Origin of the sequence: Streptomyces sp. NPDC058000 (assembly GCF_042886435.1) — a bacterium.
Classification (GTDB): Bacteria; Actinomycetota; Actinomycetes; order Streptomycetales; family Streptomycetaceae; genus Streptomyces.
This window is the reverse complement of the sequence record NZ_JBHVQS010000001.1, coordinates 135,610-154,131: the sequence shown is the minus strand read 5'-3', so window position 1 is coordinate 154,131 and position 18,522 is coordinate 135,610. Positions and strand designations below refer to the sequence as shown.

The 18,522-nt window shown below is 72.3% G+C and carries 17 protein-coding genes, 1 tRNA gene, 1 other RNA gene and 1 pseudogene; 12 read left to right on the top strand and 8 right to left on the bottom strand.

The window, feature by feature from the left end; translation table 11 throughout:
* The first annotated feature begins 189 nt into the window (after positions 1–189).
* Genes ACFVT2_RS00710 through ACFVT2_RS00700 form a run of 3 tightly spaced genes read left to right on the top strand, consistent with a single transcriptional unit; the run spans position 190 to position 1,360 of the window.
* Positions 190–654 carry an ATP-binding protein gene (locus ACFVT2_RS00710; protein ID WP_390010534.1) on the top strand — a complete coding sequence of 155 codons (465 nt, stop codon included), beginning with the start codon at positions 190–192 and terminating at the stop codon, positions 652–654.
* Positions 633–944, top strand: a complete 312-nt coding sequence (locus ACFVT2_RS00705; protein WP_390010532.1) for a hypothetical protein — start codon at positions 633–635, stop codon at positions 942–944. The genes ACFVT2_RS00710 and ACFVT2_RS00705 overlap by 22 nt, the downstream gene beginning before the upstream one ends.
* A complete protein-coding gene (locus tag ACFVT2_RS00700; RefSeq protein ID WP_390010530.1) occupies positions 941–1,360 on the top strand; it encodes a hypothetical protein in 420 nt (139 codons plus the stop codon). The genes ACFVT2_RS00705 and ACFVT2_RS00700 overlap by 4 nt, the downstream gene beginning before the upstream one ends.
* A gap of 115 nt (positions 1,361–1,475) precedes the next feature.
* Here the strand turns inward: ACFVT2_RS00700 and ACFVT2_RS00695 are convergent, their stop codons facing one another.
* Positions 1,476–1,751, bottom strand: a complete 276-nt coding sequence (locus tag ACFVT2_RS00695; protein WP_390010528.1) for a hypothetical protein — start codon at positions 1,749–1,751, stop codon at positions 1,476–1,478.
* Positions 1,752–1,949: 198 nt separating this feature from the next.
* Between ACFVT2_RS00695 and ACFVT2_RS00690 the strand changes: the two genes are divergently transcribed.
* Positions 1,950–2,984: an Lrp/AsnC family transcriptional regulator gene (locus ACFVT2_RS00690; protein WP_390010526.1), complete on the top strand. Its 1,035-nt coding sequence runs from the start codon at positions 1,950–1,952 to the stop codon at positions 2,982–2,984.
* 269 nt (positions 2,985–3,253) lie between these two features.
* Positions 3,254–5,857 (top strand): SpoIIE family protein phosphatase, encoded by a 2,604-nt coding sequence (locus ACFVT2_RS00685; RefSeq protein ID WP_390010524.1) that lies wholly within the window; start codon positions 3,254–3,256, stop codon positions 5,855–5,857.
* A 214-nt stretch (positions 5,858–6,071) separates the two neighbouring features.
* On the opposite strand, the gene ACFVT2_RS00680 is transcribed toward ACFVT2_RS00685, so the two are convergent.
* Together ACFVT2_RS00680 and ACFVT2_RS00675 are read right to left on the bottom strand one after the other, a co-directional pair.
* Complete coding sequence (locus tag ACFVT2_RS00680) at positions 6,072–6,728, bottom strand: LuxR C-terminal-related transcriptional regulator (protein ID WP_390010522.1); 657 nt, start codon at positions 6,726–6,728, stop codon at positions 6,072–6,074.
* Entirely contained in the window at positions 6,716–7,912 is a 1,197-nt protein-coding gene (locus ACFVT2_RS00675) for a sensor histidine kinase (RefSeq protein WP_390011193.1), read from the bottom strand. The genes ACFVT2_RS00680 and ACFVT2_RS00675 overlap by 13 nt, the downstream gene beginning before the upstream one ends.
* Positions 7,913–8,225: 313 nt before the next feature.
* Here ACFVT2_RS00675 and ACFVT2_RS00670 point away from each other — a divergent pair, with 313 nt between their 5' ends.
* From ACFVT2_RS00670 to ACFVT2_RS00660, 3 genes are all read left to right on the top strand, one after another.
* On the top strand, positions 8,226–8,402 hold the full coding sequence (locus tag ACFVT2_RS00670; RefSeq protein WP_390010521.1) for a hypothetical protein: 177 nt from the start codon (positions 8,226–8,228) through the stop codon (positions 8,400–8,402).
* Positions 8,403–9,031: 629 nt separating this feature from the next.
* A complete protein-coding gene (locus ACFVT2_RS00665) occupies positions 9,032–11,014 on the top strand; it encodes an ABC transporter ATP-binding protein (RefSeq protein ID WP_390010519.1) in 1,983 nt (660 codons plus the stop codon).
* A gap of 215 nt (positions 11,015–11,229) precedes the next feature.
* Complete coding sequence (locus ACFVT2_RS00660) at positions 11,230–11,757, top strand: hypothetical protein (RefSeq protein WP_390010517.1); 528 nt, start codon at positions 11,230–11,232, stop codon at positions 11,755–11,757.
* 123 nt (positions 11,758–11,880) lie between these two features.
* Here ACFVT2_RS00660 and ACFVT2_RS00655 read toward each other — a convergent pair whose 3' ends face one another.
* Complete coding sequence (locus ACFVT2_RS00655; protein WP_390010515.1) at positions 11,881–12,330, bottom strand: DoxX family membrane protein; 450 nt, start codon at positions 12,328–12,330, stop codon at positions 11,881–11,883.
* 190 nt (positions 12,331–12,520) lie between these two features.
* On the opposite strand from ACFVT2_RS00655, the gene ACFVT2_RS00650 reads away from it, so the two are divergent.
* Entirely contained in the window at positions 12,521–13,762 is a 1,242-nt protein-coding gene (locus ACFVT2_RS00650) for an amidohydrolase family protein (protein ID WP_390010513.1), read from the top strand.
* A 56-nt stretch (positions 13,763–13,818) separates the two neighbouring features.
* On the opposite strand, the gene ACFVT2_RS00645 is transcribed toward ACFVT2_RS00650, so the two are convergent.
* The 3 genes from ACFVT2_RS00645 to ACFVT2_RS00635 form a co-directional block, all read right to left on the bottom strand.
* Entirely contained in the window at positions 13,819–14,784 is a 966-nt protein-coding gene (locus tag ACFVT2_RS00645; protein WP_390010511.1) for an FkbM family methyltransferase, read from the bottom strand.
* 122 nt (positions 14,785–14,906) lie between these two features.
* A complete protein-coding gene (locus tag ACFVT2_RS00640; RefSeq protein ID WP_390010509.1) occupies positions 14,907–15,665 on the bottom strand; it encodes a glycosyltransferase family 2 protein in 759 nt (252 codons plus the stop codon).
* 3 nt (positions 15,666–15,668) lie between these two features.
* The gene (locus tag ACFVT2_RS00635) at positions 15,669–16,457 is read right to left on the bottom strand and encodes a GntR family transcriptional regulator (RefSeq protein WP_390010507.1); all 789 of its coding nucleotides are present in this window, start codon (positions 16,455–16,457) and stop codon (positions 15,669–15,671) included.
* A gap of 451 nt (positions 16,458–16,908) precedes the next feature.
* Here ACFVT2_RS00635 and ACFVT2_RS00630 point away from each other — a divergent pair, with 451 nt between their 5' ends.
* Together ACFVT2_RS00630 and ACFVT2_RS00625 are read left to right on the top strand one after the other, a co-directional pair.
* Entirely contained in the window at positions 16,909–17,598 is a 690-nt protein-coding gene (locus ACFVT2_RS00630; protein WP_390010505.1) for a TylF/MycF/NovP-related O-methyltransferase, read from the top strand.
* A gap of 293 nt (positions 17,599–17,891) precedes the next feature.
* A pseudogene (locus ACFVT2_RS00625) lies at positions 17,892–18,033 on the top strand (site-specific integrase); the annotation flags it as partial.
* A gap of 89 nt (positions 18,034–18,122) precedes the next feature.
* Here the strand turns inward: ACFVT2_RS00625 and ACFVT2_RS00620 are convergent.
* Positions 18,123–18,210, bottom strand: a tRNA-Ser gene (locus ACFVT2_RS00620).
* A 141-nt stretch (positions 18,211–18,351) separates the two neighbouring features.
* Between ACFVT2_RS00620 and ffs the strand changes: the two genes are divergently transcribed.
* Positions 18,352–18,450: signal recognition particle sRNA small type (gene ffs, locus ACFVT2_RS00615), an RNA gene on the top strand.
* Positions 18,451–18,522: the final 72 nt, after the last annotated feature.

Sequence of the window (18,522 nt, the reverse complement as noted above, 5' to 3'; positions counted from 1 at the left end):
ACAGTGTCTGGGCGCGCGGCTTCCCTGGGCAAGTTCGGGTAGCGAGTAGTCGCTCTTGAGAATTAATTCCCTGAGTTAGGTTGCGCGAGGTAGCCGGGTGATGTCACGTTGAGTGCGTACCAGCTCACGCTGTGGCGTCTGTGCCCGGTGGTGTGGGCCTCTCCAGTCGCGCTCCCCGAGGGGATAGCCATGTCCGCACGCGCCCGGCCCGTTTCGACTCGCTTCGTCTCCGCTGCCCCGGGCGGCGTCGCTTACCGGATACCGAGTGAGCCCCGTAGTGCCGGATGGGCCCGTAGGGAGCTGCGGCGACAGTTGGGGCAATGGGGGGTGGCGGGCGAACTCGTCGGTACCGCTGAGCTGTTGGTGTCCGAGTTGGTTGCCAATGCGGTGCGGGCGCAGGGGGCGGGTGGTGGTGCGTGGGTCGGGGTCCGGTTCGGGTTCTCGGGCGGACGGCTGCGGCTGGAGGTGCGGGATGGGAGTGCGGAGAAGCCGGTGGTGAACGACATCGTGGAGGAGGGCGCGGAATGTGGGCGTGGGTTGGTGCTGGTGGACGCCTTGGCAAGTGGTTGGGGCGTGGCAGCGGACGGCATCGGAAAGGTCGTGTGGGCGGAGTTGGCGGTACCGGAGGGGCCGTGCGGTATCGCGCCGACGTGACGGTGCGGTGTCCGGACGGTGCGTCGATCGAGCTGGGCGGGCTGGCGTCGTCGTCGCCGCGTCGGGCGGTGGGGTGGGTCCGGCGGCGGGCCGTGCACATGGCGCAGCAGTTAGGGGCGCCGTACGAGGGTGGGGTGCGGGCCTGGCTGGACGGTGCGGGGGAGTTCGACGGGGCGGTGGATGCGCTGGCCGGGGGAAGTGCCGTGGCGCTGACGGTGGTTGATGGTGAGGGGTGCGCGTATGCGCTGGTGGCGCGGCCGGTCGTCGCGACGCTGGAGGTGGCGGCGTGACGCGGGGGCTGGGGACGCCGGGGATCTGGTGCGAGCGGGTGGTGTACCGGTCGCTGGACGCGGAGGTCGTCGTGTCGTGGGTGACGCTCGCGGTGGACAGCCCGGCTCAGGCGGCGCGGGTCATTGGGGCGGATGCGCGGAGGATGGCCGGTGGACTCGCTGGCCGGGCGCGGCGGCGGGTGTTGAGCGGGACGGAGGGCGGCGGGCGCGTGGGAGCCATGGCCGCGTTGCATCGAGGGGAGCCGTGCGGCCTGGCGCTCGACTGCGGTGGGGTGTGGGTGGAGTGGTCGGCCCGGCCGGTGCTCTTCCTGGCGGTGGTGAGTCGTGCGGGGTCGCGTTGTGTGCGGTCTGACGGTGCGGGGGTGGTGCGGTTCGGCGGGCCGGTGGGGGTGGTGGTCGGCCGGGGCCCGACCTGAGGTCCCCGGCTGGCGGTTCGGGCGGGGTCGGGGCGGGCGGCCTGCTTTCCGCCCGCCTCGGGGCGGCTAACGGGAGCCCCCGCGTCGTTGCCGGCCAACTGGTGGGTGGCGTTGGTCAGTTGGTGTGGCGGGCTGCCAGGTGGGCTAGGAGGCGGGTGCGGTGGGTGCTCTGGGCCAGGGAGAGGGCCGTCCAGGCCATGGCCAGGCCGCCGTCCAGGAGGGCGCGGTCGGCGCTGGGGGTGGTGCCGTAGCGGGTGAACTCGGGGTTGTGGAGGACGATCGCGGGGGAGGTGGGGACCGTGGGCCGGCTGGTTCCGGTCGCCACGGCGGCGGCCGGGCCGGGGGTTCTGGCGGGTGGGGACGGGTCGAGGGTGGTTCCGGGCTCGGTCATGGCGGTGCCGCACCTGTTCTCTGAGGGCGCGCGGCGGGGGCGCCGGGCGGCCGGGGTGAGGAGCCTCCGCAACGGAACGCCGTAGGGCGGAAGATCGTCGCTGGCGGAAACAGGGCATCAATGTGGCGGGCCGGCCGTACCCTCGTCCATATGTGACCCTCAGGTGGCCCGGAACCCGCATCCCAGAGGTGGTCATCGGTGGATTCAGACATCCCGGCCGGCGCCGCGGTGGTTTTGGACGAGCTGGATCACGCCGTCATCCGCATCCTGGCCCGTGAACCGCGCGCCGCCTTCGCCGACGTCGGGGCGCGCCTCGGCGTGCACGAGCGGACGGTGGCCCGTCGCCTCGACCGGCTGATCGCCGCGGGCCTGGTCCGCTTCACGGCCTTCCTCGTGCCCGAGCACCTCGGTGAGGGCCTGGTCGTCGAACTCGCCGTCCGCTGCGCCCCCGGCCGGCTGCACGAGACGGCGCTGGCACTGGCCCGGCGGCCGGACGTCCGCGCGGTGGACGTGGCCACCGGCGCGTCCGAGGTCGTCGCCGAGATGATCGTGCCGGGCCCCGACCAGCTGCTCTCCCTGGTCGACGGGCCGATCGCCCGCATCCCCGGCGTCACCGGCATCCACACCGCGGTCGTGCTGCGCCTGCTGCTGACCGCCACCGACTGGGACCCGTACGGCGACGAACCCACCCCGACCCGGCGCCGGATCGCGGAGGGCGGGACGCTGCCCCCGCCGCCGACCATCGACGACCTCGACCGTCGCCTGGTGGCCCTCCTGGAGCGCGACGCCCGCGCCCCCATGACCCGCCTCGCGCAGGAACTCTGCGTCGGTGAGACCACCGCCCGGCGCCGGCTGGCCCGCCTGATGGACTCGCACATCCTCCACCTGCGGCTGCACGCCGAACCGGAGGTCCTCGGCTTCCCGATCGAGGCCCGCTTCCGGCTCACCGTCGAACACCGCTTCCTGGACGCGGCGGTCCGCCGCCTCGCCCGCGAACCCGAGGTCCGCCACCTCGTGCTCACCACGGGCCACAGCAACGTCCAGGGCTACTCAAGCCACCGCTCCACCCAGGACCTGCACACCTTCACCGCCCGTGTCTTCGCCCCGCTCGACGGCGTCACGGCCGCGGAAGCCGCCCTGCTGCTGCGGACGTACAAGCGGGCCGGGGTGGTGACGGAGCGGGGCCACGCGGAGCGGGCGGGCCCGGAGGCGGCCGTTCCCGGCGGGAACTGATCGGCTCTGCGGCACCCCTCCGCTCCCCTCTGCCGCGGCGCTTCCCTCCGCTTCGCCTTCGGATTGCTCCTAAAATGGGCAAGGCGGGGCGTAGTGGGCAGGGTGCGGGCGCGGCGAGCAGGACACGGCGGGCGCCCCGACACCGCCGAGCGCGCCGGTGGACCACCGGCCCGGCGAGCGCCCGCCCGCGGCGGCGGACCGCACCGGCACCCGCGCCACGGAGACGACAGCGCCCCGGAGAGAACCGGCTGCGACGGACTGGCGATGCGATGACCTCGGAGAATGACCGGCCGGAGAGGCCGGGCGGCGGGGCGGACGAGAGGCCGGGCCGGGCCTGCGACCTCGCCACGGCGGCCGCGGCCGAGCTGGACGGGCGCGGGGCGGTGGTCTCCTGGACCCGGGCGGCGGAACGGCTGCTCGGGTACCCGGCGGCGGAGGTCCTGGGGCACGACGCGGTGGAGCTGCTGGCCGTACCGGGGGACGCGGCGCGGGTCGCCGCCGTTGCGCACTGGGCGGGGGACGGCTGGAGCGGATCGGTGGCGGCCCGGCACCGGGACGGGCGGGCGATCCAGCTCGCGGTGCAGGTGTCGCCGGTGCTCGCCGCGACCGACGACGGGACGGTCGGGGCCGGGCGGTGGTCGGTGGTCGCCCTGGAGGAGTGGCGGGTCCCCGGCGGCGGGGTGAACCAGCTGATGTTGGAACCGTTCCTGGCCCATGCGCCGGTCGGCATGGCCGTCCTCGACACCGAGCTGCGCTACGTCTGGGTGAACGCCGTACTGGAGCGCCTGATCCCGCTGGAGCAGCGGCTGGGACGCACGGTGGGCGAGGTGCTGCCGCGGCTGGAGGCGGAGGCGTTCGAGGAGCGGATGACGCGGGTGCTGGAGACCGGGCACCCGGTGATGGACTACGAGTTCCGCAGCCCCACCTACGCCGATCCCACGCAGGAACGGGCCTACTCGGCGTCGTTCTTCCGGCTGGCCGGCCCGCACGACCGGTGCGTGGGGATCTGGTACATGGTCATCGACGTGACCGAGCGCTGGCGGGCCCAGGAAGGGCTGGCGCTGCTGAACGACGCCAGCGCCCGGATCGGCAGCACCCTCGACGTGACGCGGACCGCGCAGGAACTGGCCGACGTGGCGGTGCCGGCGCTGGCCGACTTCGTGGCGGTCGATCTGCTGGACTCCGTGCTGCGCGGCGAGGAACCGGTCCCCGGGCCGGTAGACAGCACCCCGACGATGCGGCGGACCGGGCAGCGGTCGGTCCGCGAGGGGTGCCCGGAGGCCGGGCTGGCGGTCGGCGAGGCGGTCCGGCGGGCGCCGTCGTCGGCGGTGGCGCGCTGCCTGCTGTCGGGGGAACCGGTGGTGGAACCGCTGCTGGCCGCCGACAGCCCCTGGGTGAACGAGGACCCGCGGCGGGCCGACATCGTGCGCGCCTACGGGTTCCGGTCGGCGATGGTGGCGCCGGTCCGGGCCCGCGGCATCACCCTCGGCACGGCGACCTTCGTCCGGTCCCGGCGACTGGGGCCCTTCGGCGCGGACGACGTGCGCCTTGCCGAGGAGCTGGTCGCCCGCGCCGCGGTCTGCCTGGACAACGCGCGGCGGTTCACCCGCGAGCGCACCGCGGCCCGGATGATGCAGCGCAACCTGCTGCCGCACGCGTTGGCCGGCGGCGCGGCCCTGGACGTCGCGTCCTGGTACTTCCCGGCGGACGCGCCGAGCGGGGTGGGCGGCGACTGGTTCGACGTGATCCCGCTGTCGGGGGCGCGGGTGGCGCTGGTCGTCGGGGACGTGGTCGGGCACGGTCTCGACGCCGCGGCCAGCATGGGCCGGCTGCGGACCGCGGTGCGGACCCTGGCCAATCTGGACCTGCCGCCGGACGAACTCCTCGCCCGGCTCGACGACTTGGTGATCGGGTTGATGGAGACCCGCCGGGACGGCGGCGCGGCGCCCGACCACGGGACGGCCACCGACGACGGGACGGTCACCGACGGCGGCGCGGCGTTCGACGACGGGACGGCCGCCACCCTCCAGGGCTTCCTGGGTGCCACCTGCCTGTACGCCGTGTACGACCCGGTCAGCCGGCGCTGCACGATGGCCCGCGCCGGCCATCTGCCGCCCGCGGTCCTCGCCCCGGACGGCGCCGTGGAGTTCCCGGACCTGCCCGCCGGACCACCGCTCGGCCTGGGCGCACTGCCCTTCGAACCGGCCGAACTGGAGCTGGCCGAAGGCAGTTTGCTGGCGCTCTACACCAACGGCCTGATCGAGACCTACGACCGGGACATCGGGGTGGGCATGGCCCGACTGGGCGGGGCCCTCGCCGCGCCCGGCGCGACGCTCCAGGAGATCGGCGGGAACGTGGTGACGGCGCTGCTCACCGGCCCACCGTCCGACGACGCCGCGCTGCTGCTGGCCCGGACGCACGCCCTGGACGCGAGCCAGGTCGCCTCCTGGGACCTGGGCACCGACCCGGCCGTGGTCGCCGGCGCCCGCAACCTCGCCGGGCGGCAGTTGACGGAGTGGGGGCTGGAGCCGCTGCGGTTCACCACCGAACTGGTCGTCAGCGAACTGGTCACCAACGCCATCCGGCACGGCAGCGGCCCGATCACCCTGCGGCTGATCCGCCAGGAAGCCGCCCTGATCTGCGAGGTCTTCGACACCGGCAGCACCGCCCCGCATCTGCGGCACGCCCGGACCACCGACGAGGGCGGCCGCGGGCTGCTGATCGTCGCCCAGCTCACCCGCCGCTGGGGCACCCGCTACACGGCCAACGGGAAGATCATCTGGGCGGAGCAGGGACAGGCGGACCGGGACGAGGAGGGGCCGGAACAGGGGGCGTCGTCGGGTGACGGGGCAGGTGCGGTCGCGGTGGGGTGACCGGACCGGCGGGGCGCCCGCGCTCCAACTGGCCGATGCGGGCCGGGAGTACCGGCCGGGAGGGCCGGCGGGGTGCGGTCGCCTCGTACCTGGTCGGGCCGACCAGCCCGACCAGCCCGACCAGCCCGACCAGCCCGACCGGGCCGACCGGGCCGCGCGGACCGGCCCCTGCCGCCACCGGCCCCCGCCGTCACCGGGCCGCCCGGTGACCCGCCTACGCCTTCTCCGTACGCCGGTTGAGATACGCCAGCACGGCCAGTACCCGTCGGTGCCCGCTGTCGCTCGGCGGCAGCCCCAGCTTCGCGAAGACGTTGCCGATGTGCTTGCTGACGGCCCGGTCCGAGACCACCAGCAGACGCGCGATGGTGGTGTTGTCCCGGCCCTCCGCCATCAGCTGGAGCACCTCGCGCTCGCGCGGCGTCAGCGAGTCCAGCGGATCGTCCCGGCGGCGGGTCAACAACTCGGTGACCACTTCCGGGTCCAGCGCCGTACCGCCGCCCGCGACCCGTTCCAACGCGTCCAAGAAGGCGTCCACCCGGCCCACCCGGTCCTTGAGCAAGTAGCCGACCCCGCCCGCGCCGTCGCCCAGCAACTCGGCGGCGTAGGTCTCCTCGACGTACTGCGACAGCACCAGCACCGGCAGCCCGGGCAGTTCCCTGCGCGCCGCGAGCGCCGCCCGCAGCCCCTCGTCCCGGAACCCCGGCGGCATCCGCACGTCCAGCACCGCCACGTCCGGCCGGTGGGTGAGCAGGGCCGGCAGTACCTCCGGTCCGGTGGCCGCGACCGCCGCCACTTCGTGCCCTGCGGAGGTCAGCAACAGGACCAGCCCCTCCCGCAACAAGGCGTTGTCCTCGGCGATCACCACGCGCACGGCAGCTCCACTTCGATCACGGTCGGCCCGCCGACCGGGCTCGCCAGCTCCATCGTCCCGTCGAGGGCGGCAACCCGCCGGCGCATCCCGAGCAGCCCGGTGCCGCCGGCGCCGGAGCCCGCGCCGGCCCCGGTGCCCCCCTCACGGGCACCGCCCCGGCCCTCGTCCCGCACCCGGACCCGCAACGCCCCCGCCACCCGGGTGAGTTCGACCGCCGCCCGGTCCGCCCCGCTGTGCTTGGCCGCGTTGGTCAGCGCCTCCGCGACCACGAAGTACGCGGCCGCCTCCACCGCCGCCGGGGCGCGCGGCGCCTCCGTACGGCCGCTCTCGCGCACCTCCACCGTCAGACCGCTGCCGGCCGCCAACGCCCGTACCGCGCCGGCCAGTCCACGGTCGGTCAGGATCGGCGGATGGATGCCACGGACGACGTGCCGCAGTTCGGTGAGGGCCTCCTCGGCCTGGTCCTGGGCGTCGTCCAGCAGTCTGCGCGCGGCCTGCGGGTCCGCGTCGTACATCCGCCGCGCCAGCCCCAGCCGCAGGGACAGCGCCACCAAGTGGGCCTGTGTGCCGTCGTGCAGATCCCGTTCGATGCGCCGTAGTTCGGCGCCGTGGGCGGCGACCGCGCCGGCCCGTGTGACGGTCAGTTCCTCGACCCGTTCCGCGAGTCGGCCGGTGTGCAGGGCCTCCGGTGTCGGCGTCAGCAGCGCCCGCGACCACGCCGCGTCGAGGTCGGCGAGCCGCCCGATCAGCGGCAGCACCACCGCCCGGCGCCTGAGCAGCCCGCACCACACCCCGTCAACCACCAGGCCGAGCGCCCACAGTGGCAGGCAGGCGTACGCCAGTAGCCAGCCGTAGCCGAAGTGCACCACCAGCCACCGCAGATCGCGCACCGTCCCGGGGTCCGACAGTGCCGTCCGCACCCGTTCGCCGAGCCCGCCGCGCAACGGCAGATACGCCGCGGGGACCGGCTCGCCCGTCCAGCCGGCCACCCGGCGCCGCTTGAACCCGGCCATCCCGCGCAGCATCAGCACCGTTTCGGGCAGCACCCCGGCGCCGATCACGATGAGCGTCGCCACGGCGGTGAACAGGAGCACCGCCAGGAACAGGTACGACAGCAGCGCCAGCCCCGCCCCCGCCATCAACTGCCCGGTGGCACACGCCGCCCGCCGTACCGCTGCCCGCATCCCCGCCCCGCCCCCCATGGCCAACAGGCTAGGCGACGGTACCGGCGGGCACGGTCGGGTCGGCTCCCCACGGTCGGGCCAGGTCCCCAACCCCGGGGGTGTAGCGCGCTACACCCCTGATCGGGGTGTGCGCTCCCTCGTCGCCGGCCCGCGCGCCGGGCATCGTGGTGGACGGGTCGAGCGCACAGGGTCACCGCTGCCGACATGGCGTCCGCACCGGCTGACCGCGCCCGCCCCACGCCCTGTTGTGCACCGCCTGAGGTCCCCGGCCCCAGCCCCAGGACCCGGCCCCCGCCCGGAAGGAACGCCACCGATGAACGCCCTGAAAGCCCTGGTCTGGTGCGCACTGGCCGTCGCCCTCGTCGTCAACGTCGCCACCAGCTTCGCCTTCGACGGCGTACAGCAGGTCCTGATCAGCGTCGGTACCGGCAGCGTGGTCATCGCCTCGGCCGCGGCCCTGTTCCTGATGCGCCGGAGGCGGCGCCCGTGACGCCGCCACCGCCTTCCGGGCCGGCCCGCGTGGACCATCGGCAAGCGCCGGGCCACCCACAGTGACGTGCCTGTTTTGCCTGAATTTTCACGGAAAGGTACTTGTTGGCACTGGACGTCCGTCGTAGTGTCGAAAGTGTCGCGGCGAGAACGTGCCGCCGGAACGAACCGCAGGGAACGCCCCGACGGGAGCGCCGAATCGCCACCAGAGCACGGTCCGGGAGAGCCGCGGCGCCATTCCTCTCACAGGAGGCGAAGATGACCTTCAGGGCATTCTTCCCCCGCAACCGCATTAACGACATCGGACGTCACGGTGGTGGCGGCTGGGGTGGCGGCGGACGCGGAGGACGCGGAGGACGCGGCGGATACGGCGGATACGGCGGACGCGGGGGCTATGGCTTCCGTGGTCGCGGTGGCCGTGGAGGCTACTTCTTCTGCTAACCGACCAGCCGACCTGTTGTCCTCATCTGTTGTCATCACCTTCGGGCGACAGTTGACGACCAGTGACAGTGAAATGTGATTCGGGCCTAGAGACCTGAGACACAGCCCGAGGCGGGCTCGCGTATCGCACGCGGGCCGGCCTCGTGGGCTGCCCACCCCGTTCACCGGCCCGCACCACACCTCGTGACCATGCATCTGCGCAACTCCCGCCGCGCCCGCGGCCCCAAGACGGCCGACGGACGTACGGCGGGGACGGCCAACGACCGGGAGACGCCGACGCCCCGCGGCCGTGGGACGAAGACAGCCACACTCACCGGCCCGCCGCCCGCACCGCCCGCATCGGCCCCCGAACGCCCGCGCACCGCCCAGCCCACCCACCTCCCCGCCGACGCCCCCATCCTGACCCGCCACGTCGGCCCCGTAGAGGCGTTCCGTCGCTTCTGGCCGCTGACCCTGGGCGACCGCCGCTGGATGCTGCTGGTGGGACTGTGCGCCATCCTCGCCGCCCTCGCCGAGACCGTCACGATCCTGATCTTCGCCCAACTCACCGACCACGCCCTGGCGAAGGGCTCGGTCAGTGCCTTCTGGCACCCCGCCGGCATCTGGCTCGCGGTCGCGGTCATCGGCGCCGTGGTGGGCTATCTCGGCCACTCCCTCGCCGCCTGGACCGCGGAGCGCTTCCTGTTGCGCCTCCGTGCCCGCGTCTTCACCCATCTCCAGAAGCTGCCGCCACACTTCTTCCAACGCAACCGCCGCGGTGACCTCGTGGAACGGCTGACCGGTGACGTCGACGCCATCGAAAGCCTCGTGGTGTCCGGGCTGGTGGGCGCCTGCGCGGCCGTCTTCAGCACGCTCTTCTACGCCGCCGCCGCACTCCTGTTGCGCTGGGAACTGGCGCTCGCCACCTTCGTCGCCGCCCCGATCTTCTTCGCCGCCACCCGCCGCTTCACCAGCCGGCTGCGCGAGGTCTCCCGCCGCCAGCGGGCCGCCGACGGCGCCCTCACCTCCGTCGTCGAGGAAACGCTGGTCAACGTCGTCCTCACCCAGGCGTACAACCGCCAGCGCGACGAAGAGAAACGCCTGGGACGGGAAGCCCTCCGCTGGCTGCGCGCCTCCGTCGCCAGCGCCCGCCTCAACGCCCTCTACGACCAGCTCATCGAAATCCTGGAAACACTCTGCGTACTGGCCATCATCGGCCTGGGCGCCTGGGAGATCTCAGCCGGCCGGATGACCCTCGGCCAGCTCCTCGCGTTCGCCGCCTTCATCGGCTACCTCTACCCGCCGATCCGCTCCCTGGGCAAGCTGGGCCTGACCGCGACCGCCGCCACCGCCGCCGCCGACCGGCTGCTGGAGATCCTCGACGCCCGACCCGCCGTCACCGATCCGGCACCCGCCCGCACCACCCCGTTCCCGCAGCGCGCCCACGGCGAGCTCACCGCCGACGACGTCACCTTCCGCTACCCCAACTCCCCCCACCACAACGCCCTCAACGCCTTCTCCTTCACCGCACACCCCGGCCAGTTCCTGGTCGTCACCGGCCCCAGCGGCGCCGGCAAGTCCACCCTCGCCGCGCTCCTGCTGCGCTTCTACGACCCGGACGCCGGCACCATCCGCCTCGACGGCATCCCGGTCGACCGCCTCCCGCTCGCCGACCTCCGACGCAACATCACCCTGCTCCCCCAAGAGACGCTCGTCCTCCACGACACCATCGAACGCAACATCGCCTGCGGCCGCGAGAGCCCCGACCCGACCCACCAGGAAGTCGTCCACGCCGCCCAGGCCGCCGACGCCGACGCCTTCGTCACCGCCCTCCCGGACGGCTACGCCACGGTCATCGCCCCCGCCACCGCCGCCCTCTCCGGCGGCCAGCTGCAACGCATCGCCATCGCCCGCGCCATGCTCCGCGACGCCCCGGTCCTCATCCTCGACGAGCCCACCACCGGCCTCGACACCCTCGCAGCCCAGCGCATCCTCGCCCCCCTCCACCGCCTCGCCGCCGGCCGCACCACCCTCGTCATCACCCACGACCTCGACCTGGCCGCCACCGCCGACCGCATCCTCGTCCTCGACGACGGCAACCTCACCGAATCGGGCACCCACACCGAACTCCTCCTCCACGGCGGGTTGTACGCGGAACTGTTCGCAGGGGGGAGGCCCGACGTAGGGCACTAGGGCGGCCGGTATGCGCTGCTCCTCGAACGCGGCCACCACACCCACGACCAACGGGACGCCCCTCCGTGCCCCGCGCACAACTCTGGTGTGTTCGCGGCGGACGTGGCACCCTTCCGGGCGCCTACGGCACGGGCCGCGCCCGCCGGTCCGGCAGGCCGCGGCACCCCGCCGGCCGGCCGACACCTTCGCGGCGCTCGACGGACAAGGAGACGGCCATGAGGGAAACCCATGACGACGCGCCACAGAACCCCGACCCCGCGCGAAACGCGGGCGGAGGGTGCCACGGCGAGGCAGCGGCCTGCGGGGACGCCTTGCGGAAGCGGCATCTGGCGCGCGGCCGTAGCGCGATCGACCGGGCCACGGCGATGTGCCGTTACGCCGGTATCGCCGAGGACGATGCGCAGGTCGTGCCGAAGGACCCCACCGCGAAGGCGGCCAACGCCGTCCGGCTGTCCGCGCAGGCCCTCGCGCGCCTTCCCGGGTTTCCCCTCGACCCCGCGGCCGACGCCCGTTGCGCACGGAACGCCGCCGCGGCGGCCGCCGTCGTCGCCAAGGTCGCGCAGTCCCACACGGGGGCCGGTGACCTCTCGGACGTCGCCTACCGCGCCGCCATCAAGGCTTCCATGACCGGTGGAGCAGCCGCTGGCCAGGCCGCGCGGGGCCGGGACGAGGCGCTGAACCGGACGGCGGACGCCGACGAGGCGGCAGCCGTAGCGGCAGCCGAGGCGGCCGGCTGGATGTAGGACGAGGCAGCCCCGCCACAGGAACAGCACCGCTACAGGAACAGCACCCCGCTACAGGAACGCCCCATCACAGGAACGCCCCCGCCCCAGGCAACGCCCCCGCCGCCCCAGGGAACACCCCCGTCACATGAACAACCCCAACGCGCCATCCACCGACCAGCTCTGCCAGCACACGGCGAAGAAGCCGACCGCGGAGATCAGCGCCATCATCAGGTTCTGCCCCTGCTCCGCCCAGTCGTGGATCATCAGGACGAGGTAGATCAGGTTGAGCACCAGTCCGGCGATCAGAGCGACGGGGGTCAACAGCCCGACGATCAAGCCGAGCCCGAGCGCCAGCTCCGCGTAGGCGACCACGTACGCCATCAGTCGCGGCCGGGGCTTCACGACGCGGTCGAAGCCCGTCCGGACCACGGACCAGCGGTGTTTGGCCGCGACCCCGGCCGCCCAGTCGATGCCGCCGCCGGCGAACCAGCTCTTCTTGTCCTTGTGGCGCCAGCTCTCCAGCCACCACAGCCCGAGCCCGATGCGGAGGACGGCGAGCCATTCGGCGCCGGTGAGCCAGATCGTCTGCATGCGAGCTGCCCCTCTCACTTCCCTGGCTATCTGATGGTCCGTCAGTTCAGCGGAGGTCGGCCGATCGCGCAAGGGGTCGAGTTTCCGGTCCTCCCTTGTGGTTGCAAGGGTGAGCTCCTAACCTCCGAACTGATGGGTCGTCAGATTCCGGACCGGCGTGACTCACCGGCACGGCAGTTGGGGGTACAGCGTGACCAGCGGCAACAGCAGCACCAACGGCACCGCGGAGCTGCCGAGGATCATCAGCGTGGACGATCACGTGATCGAGCCGGCCCACCTCTTCGAGACCTGGCTGCCCCGGAAGTACCGCGACCGCGGCCCGAAACCGTTCACCGCCGGCATCGGCGAGCTGGCGTACGTCGGCGGGAAGTACCGCTTCACCACGGACCCGGAAGGCCAGCTCACGGACTGGTGGGAGTACGAAGGGCTGCTCTTCCCGTACAAGCGCATCATCGCGGCCGTCGGCTTCTCCCGCGACGAGATGACGCTCGACGGCATCACCCGCGACCAGATGCGGCGCGGCTGCTGGGACCCCAAGGCCCGCCTGGCGGACATGGACGTCAACCACGTCGAGGCGTCGCTCTGCTTCCCGACCTTCCCGCGGTTCTGCGGTCAGACCTTCGCCGAGGCGGAGGACAAGGAGGTCGGACTGGCCTGCGTCCGGGCGTACAACGACTGGATGGTGGAGGAGTGGTGCGGTGACAGCGGCGGCCGGCTCATCCCGCTGTGCCTGATCCCCCTCTGGGACATCGACCTCGCCGTCGCCGAGATCAGGCGCAACGCCGCCCGCGGCGTCCGGGCGGTCACCTTCAGCGAGATCCCCACCTACCTGGGCCTGCCGTCCATCCACTCCGGCTACTGGGACCCGTTCTTCGCGGCCTGCGAAGAGACCGGGACGGTCGTGAACATGCACATCGGCTCGTCGTCGCAGATGCCGGCCGCCTCCCCGGACGCACCGCCCGCCGTCCAGGCGTCGCTCTCCTTCAACAACGCGATGGCCTCGATGATGGACTTCCTCTTCAGCGGGGTGCTGGTGAAGTTCCCGCGGCTCAAACTCGCCTACAGCGAGGGCCAGATGGGCTGGATCCCGTACGCCCTGGAGCGGGCCGACGACGTCTGGGAGGAGCACCGGGCGTGGGGCGGGGTGAAAGACCTGATCCCGGAACCACCGTCGACGTACTACTACCGGCAGATCTTCTGCTGCTTCTTCCGCGACAAGCACGGGGTCGAGGCGATCGAAACCGTCGGGGTGGACAACGCGACCTTCGAGACCGACTACCCGCACGTCGACTCGACCTGGCCGCATACGAAAGAGGTGGCCGCCGACCACGTGGGCCACCTTCCGGAGGACGTGGCCTACAAACTGCTCCGCGGGAACGCGATCCGCATGCTGGACCTGCCTTTCGACCGCTACCGCGCCCGGAGACTGTGACTGAGGCCGCGCCGGAGACCGTGACTGAGCCGGGCGGTGGCCGGGCCGCGGCCCAGTCAGGTGAGCGCGTCCGCGTCCACCCGCGACAGGACCAGGTCCATCTGCTCGGTCACCGGTCCGCGCACCCGGACCGGGGGGCGCGGCTGTCGCAGCATCGCCGGATAGTCCTCCGGCATGTAGGAGTTGACCAGGCGGTACGGGTGCAGGCCGTGTGCCAGGAAGGGCGCCAGGACCTCGTCAGGGGTCGTCCCGCAGGCGGCCAGCCGGTCCGGGCTGACCTCGACCACGATCTCGCAGTCCGCCGGCAGCTCGTCGAGCAGCGGGACCAGGCCGGCCAGCACCGTCCCTTCGGCCCCCTCGACGTCGATCTTGATGATCCGGGCCCGCCGGAACTCCTCCGCGGTCACCGCCTCGGTCATCGGGAGGCCCGGCACCCGCAGCTCGGCCTCGTGCCGGTCGGGCTGGATCAGGCTCGTGGCGCCGAGGTTCCCGGCGTGCGGGACGAACAGCCGGACCTCGCCGGGCTCCGCCGTGATGGCGCACCGCACCGCCCGCACGTGGGAGAAGCCGTTCAGGTCGATGTTGGCCCGCAGCGCGCTGTGCATCTCGGGGGCGGGCTCGACCGCGACCACCATCCCCTCCGGGCCGACCAACTGCGCGGCGAGCAGGGAGTAGTACCCCAGGTTCGCCCCGACGTCCACCAGCCCGGAGCCGGGGGTCAGCCGCGCCGCGATGAACGCGCTGACCTGCGGCTCCCAGCACCCGTGCACCAGGATCGACCGCTGGATCAGATCCTCCGTCGTGGCGACCCGGACCCGGAAGCCGTACCGGGTCCGCACCACCTGATCGCGGCGCGGGTTCTGCCGCAGCCCCACATCGAGCCACTCGCGCAACATCAACCGCTTCAGGCCGAGGCCCCACCCATGGCGGACCCACCAGCGGGACGCCAACAACAGCGGCGTCCACGGTGGGGGCACCAAGTGCGTCTCGGACGGCGGAGGACGGAGCCCGGCGGAAGACATGTCCGCGACGCTACGAGACCTCCCGACGGACAGCAAGGAGACGCATCCCACACCAGCGGCCGCCCCCTGCCGACACCGAAGGCACCACCGGCACCGGACCCGCCCCAACCCCCCGAACCCAGCTATCCATTGGCCGGAAAACGCCACTCGAAGCGGGCCAGCTGACGCGCCCGGGCCTCCACAACGGCCATCCGGGCGTCCCGCTCGGCCGCATCGGTGTGCGACGCCTGACTGGTCACCTGCCCGGGCCACTTCCGGTACAGGAGACCCACCTCGGAGGAGAACCAGCCGCGACTGGTGGCGTTCAACGCCAGGAGCAACCCCGTGTCCTCGGAGGCGGGGAGCGCCATCCAGCCCCCTAGAGCGAGGAGCAGATCGCGGCGGACACACAGGGACGCGGGGTGGACCGGCGCCAGGTAGTCGTGGGCCTTCCAGAAGTCGAGGACCGCGCCGCGCTCGATCGGACCGGGCGCCGGATCCCCCTCGAAACCGACGGTGGAGCCGTCGGGGAGCAGGTCGAGGACGCGCGAGGTCGCCCAGCCGAGGCTGCGATCGCCTTCCAGCGCGGCCAGGTCACGGGCGAGCGCGCCGGGCGGCAACTGGTCGTCGGCGTCCAGGACCTTGACGTACTCGCCCTCCGCCTGCGCCAGGGCGATGGTGCGCGCGACGCCAGGGCCGCCGGGCCGCCCCTGGCGGAAAGTCACCCGCGGGTCGTCCGGAACGTGCGGAGCGACCTCCGCACTCGTGCCGTCCTCCTGGACGACCCAGTGCCACTCCCACCCCTCAGGGAGCTCCTGCCGGCAGAGCGACGCGTAGGCGTCCGGCAAATACGGCGCGGAGGGGGCATGGACGGCCGTGACGATGATGATGCGCCGACGCACGGCTCACCACCTTTCCAGGAGAGTAGTGAAGACCAGTTCCGTGCGGTCGCCGGGCAGGATGACGTCGGTGACGTCCACGGCGCGACGATCGGTGTCGTAGGAGACCTTCCGGAGCACCAGCACCGACGTCCCGGGCGGCAACTCCAGCTCTTCGGCTTCCTCGGGCGTCGGCGGGCGGGCGGTGACACGCTCCTCGACGCGGTCCAGCTCGATCCCGACGGAATGGAGCTGGCTCTGCGAGCCTCCCGGCCACGGCTCCTTGGTCTCGTCCAGGAGGTCGGGATTGCCGGCGATCATGTCGCGGACGAGGTAGGAGGTGACCAGGCTGAACGGGGCGCTCTCGACGGTGCACCGGGTCCGGTAACTACGCCGGAGCAGCGCCGTGCCCTCGGGGACGCCGAGCGCCTCCGCGACGGCCGTGGTCGCCTCGATCTCGCGGTACCGCGCGCGGAAAACCAGGTCGCCGACCCGGAGGCCGGTGTCGTGCTCGGTGGCCCCGGTCTGCGCCCGCCGCTCCAGTGGCGCCCGCGCCCGGTCCTTCTCCCACTGGTGCCGAAGATTGCTGCGCCGCGCGAGAGCCCGCGGACGGCGGACGAAGTTCCCGATGCCGTGCTGCTTCTCGATGAGCCCCTCGTCCCGTAGCGCACGCAGCGCCTCCCGGACGGTCGGCACGCTACGACCGAACTCCTCGGCGAGCTTCGTCTCGGCCGGCAGCCGGTCCCCGGGCCTCAGCCGGCCGCCACGGATAGCAGTACGAAGCTCATCCGCGATCCGCTCGTACGCCACTGCCATGGGTGCTCACCGTTCCGTCGCCCGACGCTCCGGCCCGCGCCCCGGACGCCCGGCCGGCCGCCCCAGCCGAATCAACCGCCTACCTCCAGGCTACGACTCCTCATGAGGTGTTGACGAGTTGGGTCTTTACGCCCCACCCACCCGGAAAGCCGGCCCGTTCCGCCCTTCGCCGCCCCGGAATCCACGAATTCGGGACGCACCCCGTCTCACCCGCCATACGACCGAAACGACATCCTCCCGACGGCGTACGAGGCGAGTGACGCATTGACGTTGAAGCTGACGCGATATCGCTCCACTCCGGGAAACGCCGCGCAGCCCCCGTCGCGCGGGAAACCGCGAGTTTTTGTGCGCGTCCCGCTGCCCATGCATGGCGAGAAAGCACAATGCCGGGGCCGAGCAACGTCGAACGATGTGGCGGTGGCATTCCTATGGCGGAGAGGTTCGGTGGCACATGACGGATATTCGTGGAGCGCTGCGGGAGGCCCTGCTGGGCGAGCAACCGCGGACCGTCAACCGGGGGCGGATGCCGGTGGTGGAAAGGGAGTTGTCGCGCGTGGTGGCCACCGGCGTCCCCGGGGCGGTGGTGGAGTTCGGCTGCTTCCGCGGCGGGATGACCGCCTGGATGCGGGCCATCCTGGAGGGACAGGGCTGTTCGGACCGGGTGATCCACACCTACGACGCCTTCCAGGGGCTACCGGAAACGGGAGCGCACGACGGCGACCATCTGGCGGCCGGCGAGTTCGCCGCCTGCGCCACGGAGGTGCGCAGCCTGCACGAGACCTGGGGACTGCCCCAACCCGTCATCCACGAGGGCTGGTTCAACCAGACACTGCCCCACCACCTACCGGAGCGGATCGCGTTCGTCTACCTGGACGCCGACCGGTACGCATCGACCCTCACGTGTCTGCGTGCCTGCGTACCGCGCCTCTCGGCGGGGGCGGTGCTCGTCCTCGATGACTACGCGGACGCCTCCGCACCAGGGGTGGACGACGAGTATCCGGCGCAGCCGAAATCACCGGGCGTGATGAAGGCGTGCGAGGAGTACTTCGGAGCGCCGTCGCCGGTGACCGTGGCATCCGCCGGGGGCGGCTGGGGCCTGGGCGTCTACCGACATCTGGACCGAGCCGGCAACTTCAGGTGACCCGGGGGCCGGCCCGGGACTTTCCACCTCACCCAAAACCGACGGCCGCAAATCAATCATTGAACAGATCGATCGTTGAATAGATAGATCATTGGGCAGATCGAGCATCGGACAGATCGAGTGACCAGTGGAACGCGTGAGCTGTTCCGCGGCGATCGGGCTTGGCGATCGGCAGCCGTGAAGGAGCGGGGTAATTTACCGGACCGAGAAAACCCCAAACACGAATTTCCGCCATGCCACGCCATGTCCTCCTCATGCCCTCCTCCCGCCCTTGCTGGCACGCATGCGGCCCCGCTCAGGTCCGCGACAGCCGGCTTCATGACGCCCGTCACACCGCCGGAACGGTGCTGAGGCTGCTGGGCGTCCCGGACCGGGTCATCGACCAGATCATTGGGGTGGGAGCCGGGCGGCGCCGCGAGGATGCGCGCGAGGTACCTCGGACCACCGACAACGAGGGCTGAGGAACGTCGAAGGGCCCCACCGCGAACGGTGGGGCCCTTCGACATCGTGCCCGGTGAGAGCACTGGCGGAGGATACGAGATTCGAACTCGTGAGGGGTTGCCCCCAACACGCTTTCCAAGCGTGCGCCCTAGGCCACTAGGCGAATCCTCCGCCGCAAACAATACAAGACGTCGGGGGGTGCTCGCGAACATGATCCGGCGGGAGGGGTGGCCGAGGGGGCGGGGAGGGGGTGAGGAAGAGGCCGGTGGGGGGCTGGGTCGTTTCTTGGGGCGGGGATCCGCTAATGTGGGGCTCAGCCCCTCACGTGGCGCTATCTGACTGAAATCCCCCAGGGCCGGAAGGCAGCAAGGGTAGGTCGGCTCTGGCGGGTGCGTGAGGGGCGCTTGCGTTTGCGGATGGGGCCTCCCCTGCTCAAGCGGAGCCGAGAGCTTGGGGACGGCCGGTTGTCAGCGGAGCCCGATA